Genomic DNA, 21,579 nt, shown 5'->3' with positions numbered 1-21,579 from the left:
TGTAAAAGAATAGATAACTATAGATAAAGAAATTAATCGACAATAATATTTTTTTCATTTGCTGTTGCTTTACAGAATGCCACATATCTTTTATCTGTAACAAACCAGTAGAATATAGCTCCAACAAAGCCTTCAATAATATAATGATCCATTGGAGAAACTATGCAAACAAATATTATAAACGGTAAAATAAGTGGTAAAAGATTTTTTAATCCTATTCTTCTATATTCTATACTTCCGTATATTGTCATAAGAATGATCAATATAATGCTCATATGTACATTAGTTTCTATTTCTACGGTATTTAAAAGTAATGTTAAAATTATAAATACTACTAAACCATATATTCTAGTTTTTGGAGCTAATGCACCCATACTAATTGGAGCAGCCATATATCCAATAATATGAAAACCTGTAACTACAAGCATCAATGCAGTCCAGTTATCTGAGAATAATAAGAATATTATTGATAATAAAAAGTTTGCTAATAATGATCTACGCGAGATATTAAATTTAGGTGTAATATGTGCAAAATATCTTGGCATCTGCCCTTCTGATGACATTGCATATAACATTCTTGAAGAAGCTCCTAGATAACTATACCCTGTTGCAGATGGACTGATCACACTATCAATAATAAGTAAAAATGATATATATCCCAATCCTAAAAGTGTAGCTAATTGAAGCAATGGAGATTCAAAATCTAAACCTGCCCAACCACCTTTACTAACTAGATACTCATGCGGAACAGCTTGCATAAATGCATATTGTAAACCTAAATACAAAATTAGCACTAATACAAGAGCTAACACAATAGCTAACGGTACGTTTCTACCTGGGTTTTTAACTTCACTTGCATAAGCAACAACTGTTTGGAAGCCGTTAAATGTATAAATCAAACCACCTCCAACAATAGCTGTTAGTGCAGAACTAAAACCAAACTGACTATTGTTTGGTATATCAGATGCAAACATACTGACATGATCATTGCTATGCATAAGTGCATATGCGACAAAGATTATAACAATAATTGCTGGAACAGCCATTTTAAATACAGTTATTGCATTATTTACTTTTGATAAAAGCTTAACTCCATAGAAGTTAATAACAAGATATATAAATAATACAAATATTGAAAATATAGTACCAGCAGTAGTTAAGACATTATTGTCCATCAGCCAATCCATAGACTTAACACCAGCAAGATACTGTGTAGTAGCAAGTGCTTCAGATGATATTACAACTACAATACCAAACCAGTTTGCAAAAGCAAACGGCATAGCAAATATATTATTATGAGAAATAGCACTTGATCTTGTTGTAGCACCTCTGACAGGATACAAAGATACTACCTTACCTAAACAAAGAGCTATCATTAGTACTAATAAAGCAGCAAGTATCCATGCTAAAAATGCCCAATTGCCGGCATTTCTTGCTGTTAACTGTGCACTAAATAGCCACCCAGAACCAACCATTGAAGTAGTGCCGATTAGAACAGCACTAAACAACGACATTTTTTTAGTTGTAACATCAGTCATTTTTTGTTCCTATTTTAAATTTTTAAAAGAGCGAGGAAAAGAGGTTTCCTCTTTACAAATTGAGTTATTTTAAATAGCAATGATTTTATCTATTTTTTAATGCTAAAAAATAACCCGATAAGATTTAAATTATCATTTAGGAAAAGGGTTTGCAAGAATTTTTATTCCTCTAGACTCATTAAGGAAGCATTACCTCCAGAAGCAGTAGTGTCAACACTTACAGTTTTTTCTACTACAAATCTACGTAAGTATAATGGAGAAACAGTTTCTATTGCTAAGTTAGTACATCTACCATCATTTGCAACAGTTTCAGCAACAAAAGGAATAATAGCTCCTCTGCGTAATGCTAATGCTTGATGAACTTGCTTAACTGCTGTTACACTTCCAGAAAATGCAACTAGAGCAACTTTACTATTAAATAATAACGCTGAAGTAATCTCTTCTTCATCTGATAATACTAGATGAACAGCATTTGGACTAATTCCAGCTTTATGCATCAATTTAGTAATATGATAAGCAGTAAGGTTTCCTGTATATGCGGGCTTAGCAACTACAGTATTACCTGCTAATAAAGAAGCTACAACTTGTCCTACAAATCTAACTAATAGATCACTACTAGAACACATACTTACTGCTACACCACGCCCTTTCAAGCTTAACTCATCTATTTCACCAGTTGGTCCTGGTAAAAGCTGAGGTTCTGAGAATTCTCTTTTTGCTTGTAGACAGTAATATGTTGCTTGCTCTATGGTTTTATCTATTTGGATTTGAGCATTTTCAATAGACACATTAGATTCAACAACAAGAGATGAAGCGATCAAATTACGCTCTTCTTCAAGTAAATTTATAAATTTCTCTACAAGTTCAGCTCTATGTGTAGCATTAATACTATTCCATATTTCGAATTCTTTATTGGCAATCTTGATTGCTTTATCAACACTATTTACAGATGCACAACATAATTTTCCAATAACTTTTTCATCGGCTGATTTCAAATTATTAAATTTACATTCTTTAGCCTCTATGCCATGGACAATACTTGAAACACTATATTTATCTTTTATTAACTCACTAGTCTTCTTAGTATATTCCGCTATTTTTTCAGCTGAATATTTTTCTTCTACGTTATCAATATTAGATAATGTCTCATTTGCTAAACGATGCATATAATATGGGCCACCAGCTTTTGGACCAGTTCCAGATTTCCCCTGCCCACCAAAAGGCTGTACACCAACAACAGCTCCAACTATATTTCTATTTACATAAACATTTCCTGCTTTTATATTATTTTTAACATAGTTCATTACTTCGTTAATTCTACTATGTACACCAGCAGTTAAACCATAACCTGTCGAATTGATATCCTTAATAAGCTCTGAAAGTTTATTAGCCTTAAACCTAACAATATGTAATATTGGACCAAATTGCTCTCTACCCATATCAGATAAACTCTCTATCTCAAATGCTGTAGGCATTACAAAAGTGCCTTTTTTAGTTTCTTCAGTTGGCTCTGCTTGATATACTAATTTAAATACTTTTTTCTTGTCTTCAATATATTTATTTAGATCATCAGCTGCAGCTTTATCAATTACTGGCCCAACATCAGTATCTATATATTTAGAATCACCAACTTTTAGTTCTTTCATAGCGCCAACAATCATTTTAATATAACTATCAGCAATTTCTTCTTGAAGGCACAATACTCTCAAAGCTGAACATCTTTGGCCTGCACTATCAAATGCCGAACGCATAACATCTGCTGTTACTTGCTCAGGTAGTGATGATGAATCAACAATCATCGCATTTTGACCACCAGTTTCAGCAATAAAAGGAATCATTTCACTATCTTTTCTAGCTAAGTTTTGATTTATATCAGCAGCTACTTCTGTTGATCCTGTAAAGATTACACCTTTACAATCAGATCCTTTTATTAAAGCATTACCCAATACTCTTCCAGAACCAGGAACAAACTGTAATACGTTTTCTGGTAAGCCAGCTTCAAATAATAATTTTGTTGCAGTATACGCAATTATTGGAGTCTGTCCAGCAGGTTTTGCTACTACGGTATTACCTGCTGCTAAAGCTGCTGTAACTTGACCTAAATAGATAGCTAATGGAAAATTCCATGGACTAATACATATAACCGGTCCTCGTCCTTTAAATTCAATTTGTCTTAGACTTTCTGGTAAAGACGACAGCTTTATTGGACCATTAAATTCTCTTCGAGCTTGAGCAGCATAATAACGACAAAAATCCACGGCTTCTCTAACTTCATCTATTCCATTAGTTAAAGTTTTTCCAGCTTCTATCATTGCTATAGCAATAAGCTTATTTGTATTAACCTCTAGTAAATCTGCAAATTTTTCTAAAATATCAGCTCTTTTAGATGCAGCAGTCGCATTCCACTCTATAAAAGCTTCTTCAGCGTTACTCATAGCTTTTTTAGCTACATCAAAATCTGCATTAATAACCGAACCAATTACTTTATTATTATTTGGATTAGTAACATCTTTTGCAGAATCTTTATCAAATGAAACTCCTGTAACTATTGGTAAAGCTTCATAATCATTTCTTAATGTATATCTTTCAATAACATTATACATATCATCTAAGGTCGCAAAATCATTTACATTATGACCTTGTGAATTTAATCTAGGAGCTACAATATCCTTTGGATATGGAATATTTGAATGTTGTCCACAGCCATTTGCTATAGTTTTTTTAACAGGATCTTCAATTAAATCCTCAATTGGTAAGTTCTCATCAACAATTCTATTTACAAAAGAGCTATTTGCTCCATTCTCTAGAAGTCTTCTAACCAGATATGCTAAAAGATGCTTATGTCCACCAACTGGTGCATAAATTCTACATGGAATACCCTCATACCCTTCTTTGCCAACAATATTATCATATAGAGGATCACCCATACCATGTAAACACTGAAATTCAAAATCTTTATTACCATTAGCTAATTCTGTCACAACTGCTACAGTTTGAGCATTATGTGTTGCAAACTGAGGATATATATATTCATTATTATCAAACAATTGCTTAACACATGCTTGATAAGATACATCGGTATGATATTTACGTGTAAAAACAGGATAACCATCTAGACCATGCTCTTGAGCATGTTTGATTTCAGCATCCCAATAAGCACCTTTAACAAGGCGAACCATAAATCTTCTATTAGTTTTTTTAGCTAACTTAGCTAAATAATCTAAAACATATGGAGCTCGTTTTTGATAAGCTTGTACAACAATACCAATTCCATCAAAGCCTTCTAAAGACGGCTCATGAGCTAGCCTTTCAACTAGTTCAAGAGATATTTGAAGTCTTTCTGTTTCCTCAGCATCAATATTCATACCAATATTATACTGCTTAGCCAACTGAGTTAACTTGAGTAACTTAGGATATATCTCTTCATGTACTCTTTGATGCTTAGCAACTTCGTAACGAGGATGTAAGGCTGATAATTTAACTGAAATACCTGGATTTTTCTTTATTTCAGTATTTGTTGCATACTTAGCCAGTTCCTCAGTTGCATCTAAGTATTGATTATAATAATATTCAGCATCTTCCATAGTCATTGCAGCCTCACCAAGCATATCATAAGAATAGCTATAGCCTTTTGCTACTTTTATTTGAGATACTTTGAGTGCCTCTTGTATAGTTTCTCCTAATACATATTGTTTACCAACTATTTTCATAGCTTGCTTCATAGCTTTACGAATTACTGGTTCACTAGATTTTTTAATGAAGTTTTGAAAAACTTTACGATATGATCCTCTGCTATCCTTTAGAATTTTACCTGTAAGCATCAAACTCCACGTTGCAGCATTTACAAATAAATGCTTCTCCATACCCACATGCTCTCTCCAAGCTGCACTTGTAAGCTTATCTTTTATAAGTAGATCTATAGTATATTTATCAGGGACTCTAAGTAATGCTTCAGCTAAACACATTAATACAATACCTTCTTCAGAAGATAAATCATATTCAATCATGAAAGCATCTATACCAGACTTTTTAAGTCTATTTTTTCTAACTTGCGCTACTAGTTTATATGCTCTTTCTCTCACATTTTTTTGTTGAGAATCTGAAATCTGTGCTTTTTCTACTAATCCAGTAACAACTTCTTTTTCATTAGTAATCCAATAATTAGAAATGTTCATTATCTCATTAGAAATAGGATACTTACCCGTATGGTTTAATAATTCATTCATAACTTTATCCTCCTACTTTAAATTTTCCTGATTATACCTTTTCTTTTCACTCGTAATTTTTTTTATTAGCTCTTGATATTTTTTTGGAGGCGTAACTCCTTTAAAAAGCCAATCAAACAAATCGCTATCTTCACTAGTTAAAAACTCTACGAACAATTTCTTTGCATCTAAATCTTCTTTCATATAACAATTATTTAGATATGGAGCTAAAATTATATCAAGCTCTAACATGCCTCTACGAGCAGAATATTTTATTTTTTCAACAGAATTGAATATCAAATCATCATTTTTTACAAACATATTTAATGGACTATAGATACTAGAATGACACTACTATACATTATACTATTGCAACAGCAAATATGCTTGGCAAAATTATTTAAAAAATTACTCTTTTAATTAGCTATACAATTATGTATTATTTGTTTAGATTTACAATTTTATTCAAATGACTACTAACTTATATCTAAGATAGTTTTACCAAACCAAAATTAATAAGGATTAATATCTAATGGCAATTAGTCAAAATGCTATCAAAATACTACAAGAAATCGATGAATTAGACTTATTTAGTAATATATCAGAAGAATGGTCAACCTTACTTAATGAAAAAGATGACACAATCAAAATTAAAAAGCTATATTCAGCTCTTGTTAAAGAAAGTGTTCGTCGTGAAACAGCAGAAAGACTAGCAAAAGATGCAAGATCGTACTGTGACTTAGTTCAAGAACAGTCTAAACAAAGAATCTCTGATTTAAAAGAAGGTCTTGAAAATCAAATAACTTTTTTAACCCAACAGATCAAAGATTTGAAAGAAGAGTCTGCTAAAAATTTAGATTATTACAGAACAGAATTAAAAAAAGCCACTAGAAATCTAATAGATAATAAAAGCTAACTAATATCTGCTTTTTTAAAGATAATTTGAGAAAAATATATTATTAAAAATCTCAACAACCCGTCATAGTTATATTTGCTTACATTCTATTATCTAAAGTTCCCAGTATAAGAAAAACTTTTTTATTTGTACTTCTTGAAAAAACTGCTCTAAAGAACTTGATCGTCTTTTTCTATGTTTAAATTATAATGGTTTGTTATTATTTTTATAAAAAAAAGTAAAACTTAATAATCCTCTAGAAATAACTCTAGCTTATCCATAGACTGTTTTTGTAATTTTAAACTTCCTATACCATTTATCAAAATAAATCTTAACTCACCATTGGAGTTTTTCTTATCAACTAACATAGCATCTAAAAATTCAGTTTTAGTAATATTATCTGGAAAGTTAGTGGAAATACCAAAACTAACAATGAAATCTTTAAAATCTCTAGCTTCTTGTTTAGTTACTAACCCAAGATCACAAGAAAAATCTATAGCCTGAGCCATACCAACTCCAACTGCTTCACCATGTTTTAGATCAAGATATTTTTGACATTTTTCGATAGCATGACCAAACGTATGACCAAAATTAAGTATCGCTCTAGCGCCCGTTATTTCCTTTTCGTCTTCTGCAACTATATCAGCCTTAATTTGACAGCTCTTTTTGACCATTTCTATCAAGGTAGTTTGGTCTTTTGCCAAAATATCATCCTTCTTTAGCTTTAACCAGTGATAAAATTTTTTTGATATAAATGCATATTTAACAACTTCTGCCATGCCGGAGATATATTCTCTATAAGGAAGTGTTTTATAAAAGTCTACTGAAGTATAGACAAATCTTGGCTGATAGAAAGCACCTATCATATTTTTACCTAAAGGATGATTTATTGCTGTCTTGCCACCAACAGAGGAGTCTACTTGAGAAAGTAGAGTGGTTGGAATTTGTATAAAATCAACTCCACGCTGATAAATAGCAGCAGCAAACCCCGTAATATCACCAATTACTCCTCCACCTAAGGCTATAAGCACAGTTGAACTACGAGTAAACTTCCTATTTAATAAGACTGCTAAAATATTATCTAAACTTTGTTGAGATTTATACTGTTCACCATCATCTAAAATACAAGTCTCAACTTTCGCTTTGGATGATATTGATGCTAAAAGCATATCAAGATATAGTTCCGCAACAGTTGTATTAGAGACAACTAAAACTTGCTTATTAGATATATATTGATAAATATAAGAAAAATCTATAATTGAATCTACTAAAATATCATAGCTAGGACTATTTGTAGGATTTACTTGTAGCTTATCAATCACAGCATTGATTCTTCTACTAAGAATGTAGATATTTTGTTAACGATATTTTTAACAGTCGCACCATTTGTTTCAACGACAACATCTGCAATACTTCTATAAAGAGGCTCTCTTTCAGCCATTAATTGTTCTAATACAGGTTTCTTATCATCAACACGAAGTAAAGGCCTCTTTGTATCTTTGGCTGTTCTTTCTAACTGCTGCTCAATAGTTGCTTCTAAATACACAACTTTACCACGTGAAGATAATAATGACCTTGTATCTGGATCTAATATTGCCCCACCACCGGTAGCCAATACAATGTTTTGCTTTTCAGATAAAATTTCTGCAATAACTTCTCTTTCACGATTTCTAAAGCCTTCTTCACCTTCTAAATCAAAGATCCAGTTAATGTCAACACCACATTTTTTTTCAATGGTATCATCTGAGTCTATAAACTCTAACTTTAACTCTTTTGCTAACTGTTTACCTATTGTGGATTTTCCAGCACCTACTGGACCTATTAAGAAAATATTTTTTGTTCTTATCATTTTTGACTCAAAATTATAAGTTTAATTACACACTGTGATAGTAGGACTAATCACCCCTTATATATAAAAATTATAGCTATATACAATACCCAAATATTAAATATTTTGCAAGCATTATATGCTTTTAACTTTGTATTTTTGACTCTATAATTTTAGGAGTTATAAATATTAAAAGCTCCGTATCTTTATCTTCAATTTTTGTACTACTAAATAAATAGCCCAAATACGGTATATCTCCTAACAAAGGAATCTTTGTACGAGTCTCATTTTGAATTTTCTCATAGATACCACCAATAACGACAGTATCACCATCTTGAGCCATAATTTTTGTAGTAACTTCTCGTTTTAAAATAGTTGGTGGCAAATCAGCACCTTCGGCTGTCTTACCTGGAGAGGTACCAACTGAGTTTTTAGTAACAATTATATCCATTACAATATTTCCATCAGGAGCTATTTGTGGAGTAACCTGTAACTCTAATACAGCTTCTTGGAATGCAATTGATGCTGCACCTGATGCTGTTGACTGATTATAAGGAACATCTTCACCTTGCTTAATAAATGCCGTTTCATTATTAGAAACAACAATATGAGGAGATGCTACCTGATTAGCTAGTGATTCATTTTCCAAAGCTTGTATTTCAACAGTTAGCTGCATACCTCCAAAAATACTCCAGCCAAGCTTAGCTGTACTACCAATAAATTGCTGTGCTGGGCTAGGATCATCACCTCCGCCACCGCTCTGCTGATTGCTAAAAGTAGAAAGGCCTATATCAGTACCATTTCCTGTAAGCCCATAGTTAAAGCCTAATTGTAGACCGCTATTTCTCTCAACCTGGACAATCCTTGATTCAATTAAGACCTGATCATTAGGAACATCAATTTCATTTATTACCTCCTTAATTCGAGGCATTTTTTCTTCAGTATCTGTAACAATAAGAGTATTAGTACGAGCATCAGAAGTTATACTTCCACGTGGTGACATAATTCCACCATTTTGCTTAGCCATTGATGTTATAACTGTCTGAGCTGCTTGTGCTGTAGTATAGTTTAAAGGAATAAATTCTGTTACTAACGTAGCATTATTCTCTAATGATCTTTTAGTTTGTAACTCAAGTTGCTCTTGAGCTGCAATTTCTGCAGCTGTAGCAACATATAAGATACTACTCATTTTTTTAGTTGCTAAACCTTTACTAACCAAAACAATATTCATCACCTCATTCCAAGGAACATTCTTTAGATCAATAGATATATTTCCTCGAACACTACTACTCACAACAAGGTTTAGCCCTGCAAATTCAGATAATACCTGTAGCACTGTTTGTACTGGAGCATCTTTAAAAGAAATTGAAATAGGTTCATTAATATTAAAACCTTCTACCCTACTATTACGTCTATCAATTTTGAACTTAAATGTATCACCTTCTTTCAAATCACTTAAAGAAATCCTATCTAATGAATGAAGTACAAAAACGACATTACTACCTTCTTTGTGTACTTTAATAGAGTCAATAATTGTATTAAATACTTTTGTATCAATATTACTAACCCACTTATCAGATATACTTGTATCTTCAAAAGTAATCGTTAAAGTGTAACCATCTTGTGAAAGTTTAGTTTTATAACCTGAGAAACTACTAATATTTTCTTCAAAAGAAACTTCAAATACTGCACTACCATTTAAACTGCGATGAAACTCTAAATCTTTGATATGTTTTTCATTATTAACTCTCTCATTTTCTTCTCTGCCAACTATTTTAGTTTGAGGCTGCTCAGAAGAAGTTGTCTGTGACTGATCCTTTGTATCAGCAGCTAATGATACATCACATCCTAATACACCACCTAAAATTGTTAAAATTGTTAATAATTTCTTTTTTCCAAAAAACATCATTTTACCTTAATGTATGACAGTTTGAATCTTTTCCCAGACTCTCTTTTGTGTATTTTTTTTCCATTCATTAACGACAATACCTTCTTTAGTAATATCACTAACTTGTCCATAATCACGACCTATTAGCATTCCTTCTTTTAGATATAGAGGATTCTTTTCCATAGAATTTTCTACCACTCCCCACCTTTGCTCATTTTGATAAACAACGCCTTTAAACTTAAAAGAACTTATTGGATACTGCTGTAACTTAGTAGATTTTTGTTTCATTATTATTTGCAACTCTTTAGGCACTACAATAGGCTTTAATTTTACAACTTTTTTCTCAGGTTCAGATTTTACTATAGGTTTTCTTTTTTCAAAAGGTAATAAATGATCAATATTAAAAACATTACGTATTTTTGAAAGCCTTTCAAATGTTAGAGTATCACCCTTGTACTCTGGTATATCAAGCTTTTCAGAGCTTTTAATAGTTTTCATCTTTGTTTCGATAAGCTGATCTATCTTTTTAGTTCTTGATTCATAACTAGCAAAAGACACACTATAAACACTAATTAAAATAATTAAAAGTAAGAGCCTAAATACATTATTTATCATACTCATATTAAGCCCCCACTCCTTGACGAGAATAGGTTTGTAAATTAAGCTCTATTACTAACTTATCATCAGATTCTTTTTTAATAGTAATATTTGTAATTACAGCAATATCTTTCATATCAATCAAAGCAACAAATAGCTTAATAAGCTGAGAAAAATTTCCTGTTAGCTTGGCTTTAAAGTCTAAAGCATATAAATCAAGATATTTATTTTTCTGAACACCTGCTGGAGCTAAGTCAATAATAGTAACTTCTGAGCTACTAATAGCTTCATTTAGTGCAGATAAAAATATTGGTACAGAATGACGTTCTGGAATGCTAAATCTTTCCTCGGCATTATGTTGTTCCAAAAGCTTAACTTGTTGCTTCAAAGCTGCTAAATCTTTTTGTTTTTTAACTAATCTAGGAATTTGGGCTTCCATAGAATCAATATGAGTTTTAACCTGCTCTGATTGTGAAAGCACAGGATTTACAAGAACTATATAAAAAAATACCATAAAAATAAGTAATACTACTATCATTATTGGTAGCTTTATCTTTATTGGGGCGTGTAATAACTTATTTATATATTTATTATTTAAAAGGTTCTGTAGTTTGTCTATCATCCTACACTCTCCCCTTTAAAGGCATTATCTTCACCAAACTTAAATTCTAAAGAAAAACTCCTCTGACCATTTTTTTCAGAACCTAAATTTTTAAGCTCAACTTTTTTTACCCTAAATTCAATCTCTAAGTTTTTCATAAATACAGATAGAAGTTTTAAATCTTTCACCTCTCCACTAAGCACAACATCATCTGAGCTAGCCACATAATTAATATTTGTCACATATAATTCATCAGTTACTGCTCGAGAAATTTTTTCTATACCAAGTAAAATATAATATTGACTTGCTTTAATATTTGCTAAATCCGAAGACATATCTAAAAGCTTATCTCTTTGGCTCTTGACAGATTGATATTCAGATGTTTTTTTATTTAACTCTGTAATCTTTGACTGGACATATGATTCAACCTGCATATCCTCCTCACTAGACCAAGAGAATATAGTAGATAAAGCAAACATCAATACAAAAGCTATAAATGCTATAAAAACAAAATCAAACCCTAAGTAGGTTAACTGCTGTTTTCTCCAACGACCACGAATAAAATTAAGCTCTTTCATTATTACAATGCCTCCTTCATAGCAATTGCTACAGGTAAGACATAGCGATAGGGCTGATCAATATCATAATTATAATTATCGTGACTTATATTTACAAAAGGATCCAATTTCTGGCAGTTCTTTTGTGATAATTCTGTTATTGATTCAAATATATTTTCAAAATTTTGTTTAAGTCCATAAATATATACAATATTCTCTTGTATACCAAAATCATCAAAATCATCCCCAGTAAAATCTAAAGACATAAAATCCATAAATCTCAACAATAATTGAATAACTTCATCAACATAGTTAGCATCAGCCATATTGGGATCAAATATTTTTATAGACTCATAATTTCTTAGCTCTCCATCTTTTGAAAAGCTATATATAGATAACTTATCAGAATAAAGACCCAGGAAAACACTATCACCAGGATTTTTAGCAAGTTCAGTCAAAAAAAGTTCCTCTACAAAGCTAGTAATAGCTAACTTATCTAAGGTACATACAGCTAATGCTTTTTTTGTCTTCCTTGAGATATTATGAAATTGTTGAATCTTATCTCTATCTGATACATGATAAACTGTTATAGCACCCTTTTCCTCTATATTATCATAATAATCATATGCTATTTGGGTATAATTCTCAGGATATTTTTTTTTAAAAAAATGCTCCGTTAAATAAGCAAAAACACTTTCTTTTTCAATAACTTCCAAAGCCTTTTTATCACACACAATTTCATCTTTTGTGACATCAATATCGTTATAACATGTAAAACCAAGCTTCAAAAAACGTCCTATTTTATTATCTGCTATAATATTTGAGACAGCTGTACCAATATAATCTGAAGTTAACTCACCCTCAAAATATGCTTCTTCTGGAAAAACATCACTATCACAGCTAACTAGAGAGTATCCTTCTGGACTTTTATTAAGCTTAACAGCAGCAAGAGAAGATCTATCATATTCAATCCCCAAAACTGTCTTTTGAGCTTGCTTACGTCTCTTTTCAAGTAATAACGATATCATAAAAGTTCTTTTGCCTTATTTAGTCTAAAAATTTTGATATTCTATTTCTAGATATATAACCTCATTTATTTTATAATTAAATCAACACTAAGTAAACAATAGATTTTAAAGTTAAGGCTATCAAAGTTATGCGTATAATACTTCTTGGAGCTCCTGGAGCTGGTAAAGGGACTCAAGCAAAAATAATTGAACAAAAATATAATATCGCCCATATATCTACAGGTGATATGATTAGAGAAACTATCAAATCTGGTTCAGAAATTGGTAAAGAACTAAAAAAAGTTTTAGATGCTGGACAGCTAGTTTCTGATGAGTTCATTATTGAAATTGTTAAAGATAGAATATCCAAAGATGACTGTAAAAATGGCTTTCTATTAGATGGTGTACCAAGAACTATTGTTCAGGCAGAACAATTAGATAAACTAGGGGTTGATATTGACTACATAGTAGAAGTCGATGTTGCTGATAATCTTCTTATCGAAAGAATAACTGGACGTAGAGTCCACCCTGCTTCAGGTAGAACTTATCACACTAAATTTAATCCACCCAAGGTCGTTGATACAGATGATGTGACAGGTGAACCATTAATCACTCGTACAGATGACAATGAAGATACAGTCAAAGAAAGATTATCTGTATATCACCAACAGACTTCTAAGCTTGTTGACTTCTACAGAAACTTCTCATCAAAGAATACAAAAACACCAAAATATATAAAAGTTAATGGCGATCAGGCTGTTGAAAAAGTATCTCAAGATATCTTTGACGAATTTAAATAATTTACTCTAAACACTCTAATAATAATTCTGTAAAAGAAATATATTTTAAATCGCTATGATAGGATAAGCCTATCTGACAGCTACGATTAAAACTAACGCCAATTTCACATCCTTCTATCTGTGATCTTAAAGAGTCCAAACTAGTTGCATTTAATTCAGGTGTCGTAAAACCCTTGTCTCCAGCAAAACCACAACAATAAATTCTCTCAGGAGTGATAACCTCACTACAGCATTTATTAATAGCTTGGATATATCTACTATCAATATTTTGTTTTCTTGTAGAACAATCAATATGCAAAGCAACTTTACTAAATTTCTTAGTTAATCCTAAGCTATCAATATTATCCAAGATTAGATTATTAATATTTGATATTTTAATATTTTGATCTTTTGCAAAATTTGCACAAGAACTGTTATCAGTTACAACATAATCATAAGCACTAAAATCCATACTGCTTTTTAGTAGCTCTTGTGATGTCTGCAGCTGTTCGTTGTTCGCTTGTGAATGATACATTTGCCCACAACATTGTCTATTTAGATTATTTGGATAATTAACTTCAAAACCAAGTTTTTCTAAAATTAATTGGTTTGGATATTTTTCATAAGTTTTATCGCCGGCAAAAATCCTATTTGGGCAAGATGGCAAAAGTAAAACCTTCTTTTTATCAGATACTTGAGAGTCGATAAATTTAGACTTTTGAACTTCTGGCATAGTCTCTAAATATATTGGAATAGATTTAAATTTGCCATGAATATTCTGTGTTAAATTATGTAAATTTTTCTTGCCAAGAATATTGCCTGCAAAATTTCCTAATTTAACTTTTTGCTTAGCTATATTTATTTCTCTAGCATGATTAACTAGTTTATTTTGCTGTTCTTTTTTACTTAAAATAAAAGCTCCTGTATCAATATCAACAGGACAGCGAGTCTTACAGAGACTTGTAGTTGCACAAGTTTCAATTCCATAATATTGATAATCTTTTAACCACTGCTGTTTTTGCTGACCTTCTAATTTATCTATTTTTCGTGCAACTGTGTTTCTTTGCCTTGGAGTTAAGCTTAAATTTCTCGATGGGCAAACTGGTTCACAAAAACCACATTCCATACATTTATCTATTTGATTATCTACACTATTTAATTCTTTAAGATTTTTTGTATGAAGATTTTTGTCATTTGTTAATTTTACATCTGGATTTAAAATATTTTGTGGATCAAATAGCTTTTTGATTTGCCACATAATGCCCCAACATTTTTCACCCCACTCAACAATTGCAAATGGAGAAATATTTCTACCACTACCATGCTCAGCTTTTAGAGAACCATTATATTTCTCGGCAACTAATGATGTCAGCTCATGCATAAAACTATCATATTCAATAACTTGCTTTTTATCATTAAAGTCCGGTGTAAGTACAAAATGTATATTCCCAGCAAGCACATGACCAAAAATAGCAGCATTCGTATAATTATATTTATTCAATAGCTTTTTAATATCTACCACCAAGCTAGGTAAATCTAAAATATTTACAGCAATATCTTCAATCAGAACACTACTACCATTTGGTCTTTGCCCAGCTACTGTTGGTAACACACCGTTTCTAGCTTTCCATAAAGTTTGTATTTCACTTTCGCCTTTTCTAAAACCTACTTGGTGTGATATATTTGACTCACTTATATACGCATTTACCTTATTTAACTTGGCTTCTAAAGCTTGTTCATCTTCCTCAGCAAGCTCTACCATAATTGCAGCAATATTCTCATTATCTAAAGAAACCAGAAATGGTTGTAGCTCAGCGACTCCAGAAACTGACTTTAATGATAAATAATCTAAAAGCTCTACAGATGATGGATTAAGAGGAGCCAGCTTAGTAGTTAAGCTTATAAGCTTATCAAGCTGTCCATAAATAAGATTTAGGGCTTTGTGCTTATATTCAGGAACTGTGTTTAAAGTAACACTACTAACAAAACCAAGAGTTCCTTCAGACCCAATAATTAGCCTTTCAATAATTTCAATAGGATCTTCAAAATCCAAGAAAGCATTTAAACTATAACCACTAGTATTTTTTATTGAAAATTTCTTTCTAATAAAATCCACTAATTCCTGACTTTGAACTATTTGCTGCCGAATTTCTATAATTGAATTAATAAACTCTTGTTGATCTTGCTTAAACCTCTCAACACTAATGTTACAAGATGTATCTAAAACACTACCATTAGCAAAAATAATCCTCATTGAATCTAAAGTAGAATATGAATTCTTTGCCGTACCACAACACATGCCACTTGAGTTATTCGCGATAATACCACCTATTTTAGCAGTATTAATAGATCCTGGATCTGGTCCAATTTTACGATCATATATCTTAAGATATTTATTTGCTTCTGCTCCAATTATACTTGGTTCAAGCTTGATCTTTCTGCCATCATCAATGGTTTTATAATTCAACCAAGCATCAGCACCCAAAACAACGAGTACTTCATCTGTTACAGCTTGACCAGATAGACTAGTTCCAGCTGTCCTGAATGTAAGTTTAATATCATATTGACTTGCTAGCTTAATGACTTCAATAACTTCATTTTCATTTTTAACTATCAATACTAGTTTGGGAACCATCCTATATAAACTAGCATCTGTTGAATAAGCGTATCTTAAAAGCTCATTTTGAATTATTTGTTTAGTATTTAAGAAGTTATCTAATTTAGATATAAATTTTTGTAACATTATATAAAATGCTGTGAACAGTACTTGTTGAAAGTATACCTAAGAAAATGAAGAAGCTTAATTGAAAAGTTTATGTTTTTATCTAGAAGTATACCAACCATAACTATAAAAAGACTTCAAAGCTTCATTACTTTGTAAAAACTCAACAAACTTATCTACTTCTGGATTTTTGTTCTCTTTATTAACTACAATGTTAAAATCTCTAGAAATATTATATTTCGGTGAAACATTTACAACCTCTCCTTCATCAGGATTAGATATTGCCCAATCTCTCCAAGTTATCCAAGCATCAGCATTATCCTGCTTGAATGCTTTGAACGCACTACCACTATTTGGAGCAAACTCTATAATATTCTTCCTAAATGCTTTCATAAAGTTAATATCATGTTTTCTACCAACTATATCTTCCCAAACACCAGTACCTGAGGTATTACTATAACCCGCACCATCTATCACTACTATATTAGTATTTGGTTTTGCCAAATCATCTATACCATGAATATTTTTAGGATTTCCTTTTTTAACTAAAATTATCGCATCATGATAATACATAGGTTGTAGATCTTTAATATCAAACTTGTCACTAAAATTATGAATAATACCAGTTGCAGATTGTTGTGATGGTCCAAATAAAATATCTGCATCTTTTTTCGCTTTATCTGTCCAAGTAGATTCAGGACCAAAATTCACATTAACTTTTATATTCGTTTTTTCTTCAAATTTTTTCGCAGCATCAATTAATGCTGTATGAGGTCCTCCTGGACCATATAAATTAACATCTGCATAGACGCTAACTGATACGAATATAGTTAATAATGCCACTACTGATCTAACAAACATAAATTCTCCATTTATTTTTCTATAAAAATAAAATATCATTTTCATAAACTTTAATATTTATCGATTCTATCATGATAAAAAAAATCTTAATTTCAATATTTTTGATATGCAATATAAGCTTTCTTTATGCTTCTACAAACATTTACTCACCCAAAATAAATAGAGAATTTAGAGGTGCTTGGGTTGCTACTGTTCACAATATAGACTGGCCATCTGAACCTGGTTTATCAGTTGATCAACAAAAACAAGAAATATTAAACATACTAAATACTCTTCAGCAAGCTCATTTAAATGCTGTAATACTTCAAGTAAGACCCCAAGCTGATGCTTTTTATAAATCAAACTTTGAACCTTGGTCAGAATTTATAACTGGAGAACAAGATAAAAACCCAGGATATGATCCGTTAAAATTTTGGATAAATGAAGCTCACAAGAGAGGTATTGAACTACATGCTTGGTTTAATCCATATAGAGCAAATATAAACTCTAAAAATTTACCAGATATTCCAAATAATGCTATCGTTAAGTTAAAAACAGATAATTTTTACTGGTTTGTCCCAACTGTTGATGTAGTTCGTAAACATACTCTAAAAGTAATTATAGACGTAGTTAAAAATTATGATATCGACGGTGTTCATATGGATGATTATTTTTATCCATACCCTAGTGATTGCCCAGATGCAGGCTTTCCTGATCAAGAGTTCTATCAAGAATATATTTCTAATGGTGGTACCTTAGAATTAGACGCTTGGCGTAGAGAAGCTGTAAATATCCTTATAAAAGATTTAGCAAGGGAAATTAAACAAGCTAAACCTTATGTGAAATTTGGTATTAGCCCATTTGGTATTTGGCGTCCTGGACACCCTAAGGGTATTGAAGCAGATGTTGATTCTTTTAAAGATCTTGCCGCGGATAGTAAAAAATGGATTAATGCTGGCTGGGTAGATTATTTAGCTCCTCAACTTTATTGGCCAATAGAACAAACTCCTCAAAGCTTTAAAACATTATTAGACTGGTGGATGAAGCAAAACTATAAGAACCATAATATTTGGCCTGGACTGTACACATCAAGAGAAGTTACTAAAGGAAGTGTCGGAACTGATGAAATTGTAAATCAAATTAAAATGACTAGAGATAAATTACCTACAGAGAAAGCAGGACATATACACTTTAGTATGATTGATTTACTTAACAACACTGCTAATATGACAGATATATTAGAAAGTAAAGTATATCAGCAACTAGCTATTACTCCTAATTACTCAAATATTACAAGCTCACCTCAAAGACCAGAATTAAATTATGACAAAAAATCAAAAGAGCTTACAATCTCTTTCCCTGATTTAACTCAAACTATAGCTGTATTTACAAAAGACAAAAATAAAGGCTGGTCAATAAATTACTACCCTGCATATAATAAGAAAGAAATAACTTTAACTATAAAAAATACTACTGAACAAGTTGAAGTAAAACTTATGGATAGATATGGTAATCTTTCTGAGTCTAATAATTTCTATTTTACAGATCTATGACATTATTTACTGACCATTTTAGACAAAAAAAATAGGAAAAACACACCGATAATTGTTATGGTCATATAGAAATATCCTACACTTGAATAACCTAGCTCATGAATCAATACAAGCAGCAAACTTGGTGTTAGACTAGCCAATATCGCCGCAAAATTATAACTAATTGCAGAAGCTGTAGTACTAATAGAAGTTGGGAACACCTCTACAACCAAAGGTAAATAACAAGCAATCATACAACCTACAAATATCTTTTGAATAATAAAGAACATTAGTATTTTAATTTCTGAAGGATTAATTGCCATTTCAAAAAGAGGTATTGCAATAATTGACACTGCTATAAAAGAAATTGCTAAAGTTTTTACCTTACCTATATATTCAGCAATATACCCAAAAAAGATAATAGAAAAGATCATCACTATCAAAGATAATGAAAAACTAAAATATACAAATTCGCTTGATATTGCTTTCTCACTTATAAAGTATGATATATAAAAAAAAGCTTGAATTATTAAGCTTCCAGGAACAAATATTATTCCGACCATTAATATTATTTGTAGTACTTGTTTTCTAAGTGTTCCAAACAACTCTCGTGCTACAGTTCTGCGATCCTCTTGTTCGATATTATTCAAGATTATTTTTCTAGCATAGAAGATTATAAATGCAACACATCCACCAAACAAAAATATTAATCTCCATGCCCAATCATTAATTTGAGTTTCAGTAAATATAATACTTATAAAGTTAATACTTAATGATGCAACAATAGTTCCAATAGGAAATGAAATACCTATAATACTAAAATATTTACTTGCTTTATAACCCCTTAATTTCTCATTTAGTAACGAAAGAGAGTTAGGAAGCTCTGCTCCCATCCCAATCCCTTGCATAATACGAAACACAACAAGTAAAATAATTGAATAATAACCCCAATAATTATATCCAGGTAAAAAAGCAATAAGCACTGAAGAGCTTCCCATCATTAGCATAGAAAGTATTAATATCTTATATTTACTTACTAAATCTCCTAAAAAGCCAAATAAGACACCCCCCAAGAGGTCTAACCAAATACCCTATAGCAAAAACTAGAAATGTATTTAAATTAGTAAGCCATCCAATATCAGTTGGGAAAAAATTTTTACTAATATATGGAGACATAAGAGCATATATAATGAAATCATAATATTCAAATATATTGCCCAAACCTAATGCTATAGAAAGTTTCAATTTCTCTTTATTCATTTACTTCTCACCAAACATAAGCTGTTTTGCCAAATCTCGAATATGGTTAATATTCATAAAATTAGATTTATGTAACCATATTTTTATTTTTTTATTCGAGCCTTGCTGTATAGCATATAAATAAATCCATCCATTAATAATAATATGCTTTTTAATCAGCCAGAAATCACTTTCTTTATCATCAATAATAAACTTCAATGAATTTTCATCAGGATCGCCAGGTAGAATAATTGCGTCAATGGATAATTTGTTACTTCTTAATTCAAAAAATATTGAGAGAAATATTAAGAAAAAACCTAAATAAAGAAGCATATTATTGTGAAAATATGCACCAATAATACAGCTAGTAATAAAAACCAAACAAAAATAGACTAAAGTTCGGTATTTTCGGGATTTTTTGATTTCTAATTGCATTGAAAAAAAGCTACATTAAATCATATCCTAGGGACTTAAGTGCCCTATCATCATCAGACCAACCACTTTTAACTTTAACATGAGTCTTAAGATTAACTTTCATATCAACCAATCTTTCAATATCTATACGCGAGTCTGTACCAATCTTTTTAAGCTTAACTCCTTTAGCACCAATCACAATACCTTTTTGGCTATCTCGCTCAACAAGAATACTTGCATAAATATCAACAATCTTTTTCTCTTCGTCAACCTTAAAACTGTCAATCTCAACAGCTATTTGATAGGGAACCTCATTACCTATAGTTCGCATAATTTTTTCACGGATAATCTCAGAAACTAAAAATTTAATACTTCTATCTGTAACTTGATCATCTTCGTAGAAAAAGTATTCAGACTCTGGTAGAAGCTTCTCAATTCTTGATTCAAGCTCATTAACATTATGACCCTGCTTAGCAGAGACATAAATCACATCATAAAATGATAACTTTTCTTTTATAGACTCTATAAACATAGAGGCTTCCATGGATTTTTTCTTATCAACCTTGTTGACTACAAGAAATATAGGAACTTGGGAATGTTTTAATTTCTCAACGATATTATCTTCAAGCTCAGTCCATTTACCCATTTCTACTACAAATAAGATCACATCAACATCTTTAACCATAGTTGTAGCAGCTTTATTCATAAACTTATTGATAGCTTTAGGCTCTTTGATATGAATACCTGGAGTATCTACATATATAAACTGAGTATCTCCAAGAGTCTTAACACCCGTAATTTGATGTCTAGTTGTTTGAGGTTTTCGTGAAGTAATACTAACTTTATATTTTAGAATATTATTTAATAAAGTAGATTTACCAACATTTGGTCTACCTATAATTGAAATATAACCACATTTTTTCATAAGAATTTTTAT

At 31.1% G+C, this 21,579-nt stretch carries 19 protein-coding genes; 3 read left to right on the top strand and 16 right to left on the bottom strand.

The features are described from left to right. Positions 1–32: 32 nt before the first annotated feature. From QI37_RS00450 to QI37_RS00440, 3 genes are all read right to left on the bottom strand, one after another. Entirely contained in the window at positions 33–1,538 is a 1,506-nt protein-coding gene (locus tag QI37_RS00450) for an APC family permease (protein ID WP_040007558.1), read from the bottom strand. Between the two features lie 161 nt (positions 1,539–1,699). Continuing rightward, positions 1,700–5,764 carry a bifunctional proline dehydrogenase/L-glutamate gamma-semialdehyde dehydrogenase PutA gene (gene putA, locus QI37_RS00445; protein WP_040007557.1) on the bottom strand — a complete coding sequence of 1,355 codons (4,065 nt, stop codon included), beginning with the start codon at positions 5,762–5,764 and terminating at the stop codon, positions 1,700–1,702. A 12-nt stretch (positions 5,765–5,776) separates the two neighbouring features. After that, on the bottom strand, positions 5,777–6,064 hold the full coding sequence (locus tag QI37_RS00440; protein WP_040007556.1) for an FAD assembly factor SdhE: 288 nt from the start codon (positions 6,062–6,064) through the stop codon (positions 5,777–5,779). Positions 6,065–6,275: 211 nt separating this feature from the next. Between QI37_RS00440 and QI37_RS00435 the strand changes: the two genes are divergently transcribed. Then, the gene (locus QI37_RS00435) at positions 6,276–6,659 is read left to right on the top strand and encodes a hypothetical protein (RefSeq protein WP_040007554.1); all 384 of its coding nucleotides are present in this window, start codon (positions 6,276–6,278) and stop codon (positions 6,657–6,659) included. Positions 6,660–6,883: 224 nt separating this feature from the next. Here the strand turns inward: QI37_RS00435 and aroB are convergent, their stop codons facing one another. From aroB to QI37_RS00400, 7 genes are all read right to left on the bottom strand, one after another. Then, positions 6,884–7,960, bottom strand: coding sequence for a 3-dehydroquinate synthase (gene aroB, locus QI37_RS00430; protein WP_040007553.1), 1,077 nt, complete (start codon positions 7,958–7,960; stop codon positions 6,884–6,886). Beyond that, positions 7,957–8,487: a shikimate kinase AroK gene (gene aroK, locus QI37_RS00425; RefSeq protein ID WP_040007552.1), complete on the bottom strand. Its 531-nt coding sequence runs from the start codon at positions 8,485–8,487 to the stop codon at positions 7,957–7,959. Before aroK ends, aroB begins: the two co-directional genes overlap by 4 nt. 124 nt (positions 8,488–8,611) lie before the next feature. Beyond that, complete coding sequence (locus QI37_RS00420; protein WP_040007550.1) at positions 8,612–10,372, bottom strand: type IV pilus secretin PilQ; 1,761 nt, start codon at positions 10,370–10,372, stop codon at positions 8,612–8,614. Between the two features lie 9 nt (positions 10,373–10,381). Beyond that, positions 10,382–10,969: a pilus assembly protein PilP gene (locus tag QI37_RS00415; RefSeq protein WP_081947007.1), complete on the bottom strand. Its 588-nt coding sequence runs from the start codon at positions 10,967–10,969 to the stop codon at positions 10,382–10,384. 7 nt (positions 10,970–10,976) lie between these two features. Further along, positions 10,977–11,573: a type IV pilus inner membrane component PilO gene (locus QI37_RS00410; protein ID WP_040007547.1), complete on the bottom strand. Its 597-nt coding sequence runs from the start codon at positions 11,571–11,573 to the stop codon at positions 10,977–10,979. Next, positions 11,570–12,130 carry a PilN domain-containing protein gene (locus QI37_RS00405; RefSeq protein ID WP_040007545.1) on the bottom strand — a complete coding sequence of 187 codons (561 nt, stop codon included), beginning with the start codon at positions 12,128–12,130 and terminating at the stop codon, positions 11,570–11,572. The genes QI37_RS00410 and QI37_RS00405 overlap by 4 nt, the downstream gene beginning before the upstream one ends. Before the next feature lie 2 nt (positions 12,131–12,132). Then, positions 12,133–13,137: a hypothetical protein gene (locus QI37_RS00400; RefSeq protein ID WP_040007544.1), complete on the bottom strand. Its 1,005-nt coding sequence runs from the start codon at positions 13,135–13,137 to the stop codon at positions 12,133–12,135. A gap of 128 nt (positions 13,138–13,265) precedes the next feature. On the opposite strand from QI37_RS00400, the gene adk reads away from it, so the two are divergent. Beyond that, positions 13,266–13,916 carry an adenylate kinase gene (gene adk / locus QI37_RS00395; RefSeq protein WP_040007542.1) on the top strand — a complete coding sequence of 217 codons (651 nt, stop codon included), beginning with the start codon at positions 13,266–13,268 and terminating at the stop codon, positions 13,914–13,916. Between the two features lies 1 nt (position 13,917). Here adk and QI37_RS00390 read toward each other — a convergent pair whose 3' ends face one another. After that, positions 13,918–16,638: an FAD-binding and (Fe-S)-binding domain-containing protein gene (locus QI37_RS00390; protein ID WP_040007540.1), complete on the bottom strand. Its 2,721-nt coding sequence runs from the start codon at positions 16,636–16,638 to the stop codon at positions 13,918–13,920. 78 nt (positions 16,639–16,716) lie between these two features. After that, positions 16,717–17,478 (bottom strand): extracellular solute-binding protein, encoded by a 762-nt coding sequence (locus QI37_RS00385; RefSeq protein ID WP_040007539.1) that lies wholly within the window; start codon positions 17,476–17,478, stop codon positions 16,717–16,719. Between the two features lie 71 nt (positions 17,479–17,549). Between QI37_RS00385 and QI37_RS00380 the strand changes: the two genes are divergently transcribed. Further along, a complete protein-coding gene (locus QI37_RS00380) occupies positions 17,550–19,010 on the top strand; it encodes a glycoside hydrolase family 10-like protein (protein WP_052399109.1) in 1,461 nt (486 codons plus the stop codon). 2 nt (positions 19,011–19,012) lie between these two features. Here the strand turns inward: QI37_RS00380 and QI37_RS00375 are convergent, their stop codons facing one another. From QI37_RS00375 to era, 4 genes are read right to left on the bottom strand one after another with little or no spacing between them, the layout of a single operon-like run. Then, positions 19,013–20,062 (bottom strand): MFS transporter, encoded by a 1,050-nt coding sequence (locus QI37_RS00375; RefSeq protein ID WP_158409057.1) that lies wholly within the window; start codon positions 20,060–20,062, stop codon positions 19,013–19,015. Beyond that, on the bottom strand, positions 20,019–20,249 hold the full coding sequence (locus tag QI37_RS00370) for a hypothetical protein (protein WP_040007535.1): 231 nt from the start codon (positions 20,247–20,249) through the stop codon (positions 20,019–20,021). Before QI37_RS00370 ends, QI37_RS00375 begins: the two co-directional genes overlap by 44 nt. Next, complete coding sequence (locus QI37_RS00365; protein ID WP_040007534.1) at positions 20,250–20,663, bottom strand: hypothetical protein; 414 nt, start codon at positions 20,661–20,663, stop codon at positions 20,250–20,252. It lies immediately after the preceding gene. Between the two features lie 10 nt (positions 20,664–20,673). After that, a complete protein-coding gene (gene era / locus QI37_RS00360) occupies positions 20,674–21,567 on the bottom strand; it encodes a GTPase Era (RefSeq protein ID WP_040007532.1) in 894 nt (297 codons plus the stop codon). Between the last annotated feature and the right edge of the window lie 12 nt (positions 21,568–21,579).

Origin of the sequence: Candidatus Francisella endociliophora, from assembly GCF_000764555.1 — a bacterium.
GTDB lineage: Bacteria > Pseudomonadota > Gammaproteobacteria > Francisellales > Francisellaceae > Francisella > Francisella endociliophora.
The sequence above is the reverse complement of the archived record's forward strand: the minus strand, read 5'-3'. Positions and strand labels throughout refer to the sequence as shown.

Coding starts and splice junctions, on each gene's coding strand:
- QI37_RS00405 (WP_040007545.1), bottom strand. CDS start 12,130: ATGAAAGAGCTTAATTTTATTCGTGGTCGTTGGAGAAAACAGCAGTTA.
- QI37_RS00400 (WP_040007544.1), bottom strand. CDS start 13,137: ATGATATCGTTATTACTTGAAAAGAGACGTAAGCAAGCTCAAAAGACA.
- QI37_RS00385 (WP_040007539.1), bottom strand. CDS start 17,478: ATGTTTGTTAGATCAGTAGTGGCATTATTAACTATATTCGTATCAGTT.
- QI37_RS00390 (WP_040007540.1), bottom strand. CDS start 16,638: ATGTTACAAAAATTTATATCTAAATTAGATAACTTCTTAAATACTAAA.
- era (WP_040007532.1), bottom strand. CDS start 21,567: ATGAAAAAATGTGGTTATATTTCAATTATAGGTAGACCAAATGTTGGT.
- QI37_RS00435 (WP_040007554.1), top strand. CDS start 6,276: ATGGCAATTAGTCAAAATGCTATCAAAATACTACAAGAAATCGATGAA.
- aroK (WP_040007552.1), bottom strand. CDS start 8,487: ATGATAAGAACAAAAAATATTTTCTTAATAGGTCCAGTAGGTGCTGGA.
- adk (WP_040007542.1), top strand. CDS start 13,266: ATGCGTATAATACTTCTTGGAGCTCCTGGAGCTGGTAAAGGGACTCAA.
- QI37_RS00370 (WP_040007535.1), bottom strand. CDS start 20,249: ATGAATAAAGAGAAATTGAAACTTTCTATAGCATTAGGTTTGGGCAAT.
- QI37_RS00415 (WP_081947007.1), bottom strand. CDS start 10,969: ATGATAAATAATGTATTTAGGCTCTTACTTTTAATTATTTTAATTAGT.
- QI37_RS00410 (WP_040007547.1), bottom strand. CDS start 11,573: ATGATAGACAAACTACAGAACCTTTTAAATAATAAATATATAAATAAG.
- QI37_RS00380 (WP_052399109.1), top strand. CDS start 17,550: ATGATAAAAAAAATCTTAATTTCAATATTTTTGATATGCAATATAAGC.
- putA (WP_040007557.1), bottom strand. CDS start 5,764: ATGAATGAATTATTAAACCATACGGGTAAGTATCCTATTTCTAATGAG.
- QI37_RS00420 (WP_040007550.1), bottom strand. CDS start 10,372: ATGTTTTTTGGAAAAAAGAAATTATTAACAATTTTAACAATTTTAGGT.
- QI37_RS00450 (WP_040007558.1), bottom strand. CDS start 1,538: ATGACTGATGTTACAACTAAAAAAATGTCGTTGTTTAGTGCTGTTCTA.
- QI37_RS00440 (WP_040007556.1), bottom strand. CDS start 6,064: ATGTTTGTAAAAAATGATGATTTGATATTCAATTCTGTTGAAAAAATA.
- QI37_RS00365 (WP_040007534.1), bottom strand. CDS start 20,663: ATGCAATTAGAAATCAAAAAATCCCGAAAATACCGAACTTTAGTCTAT.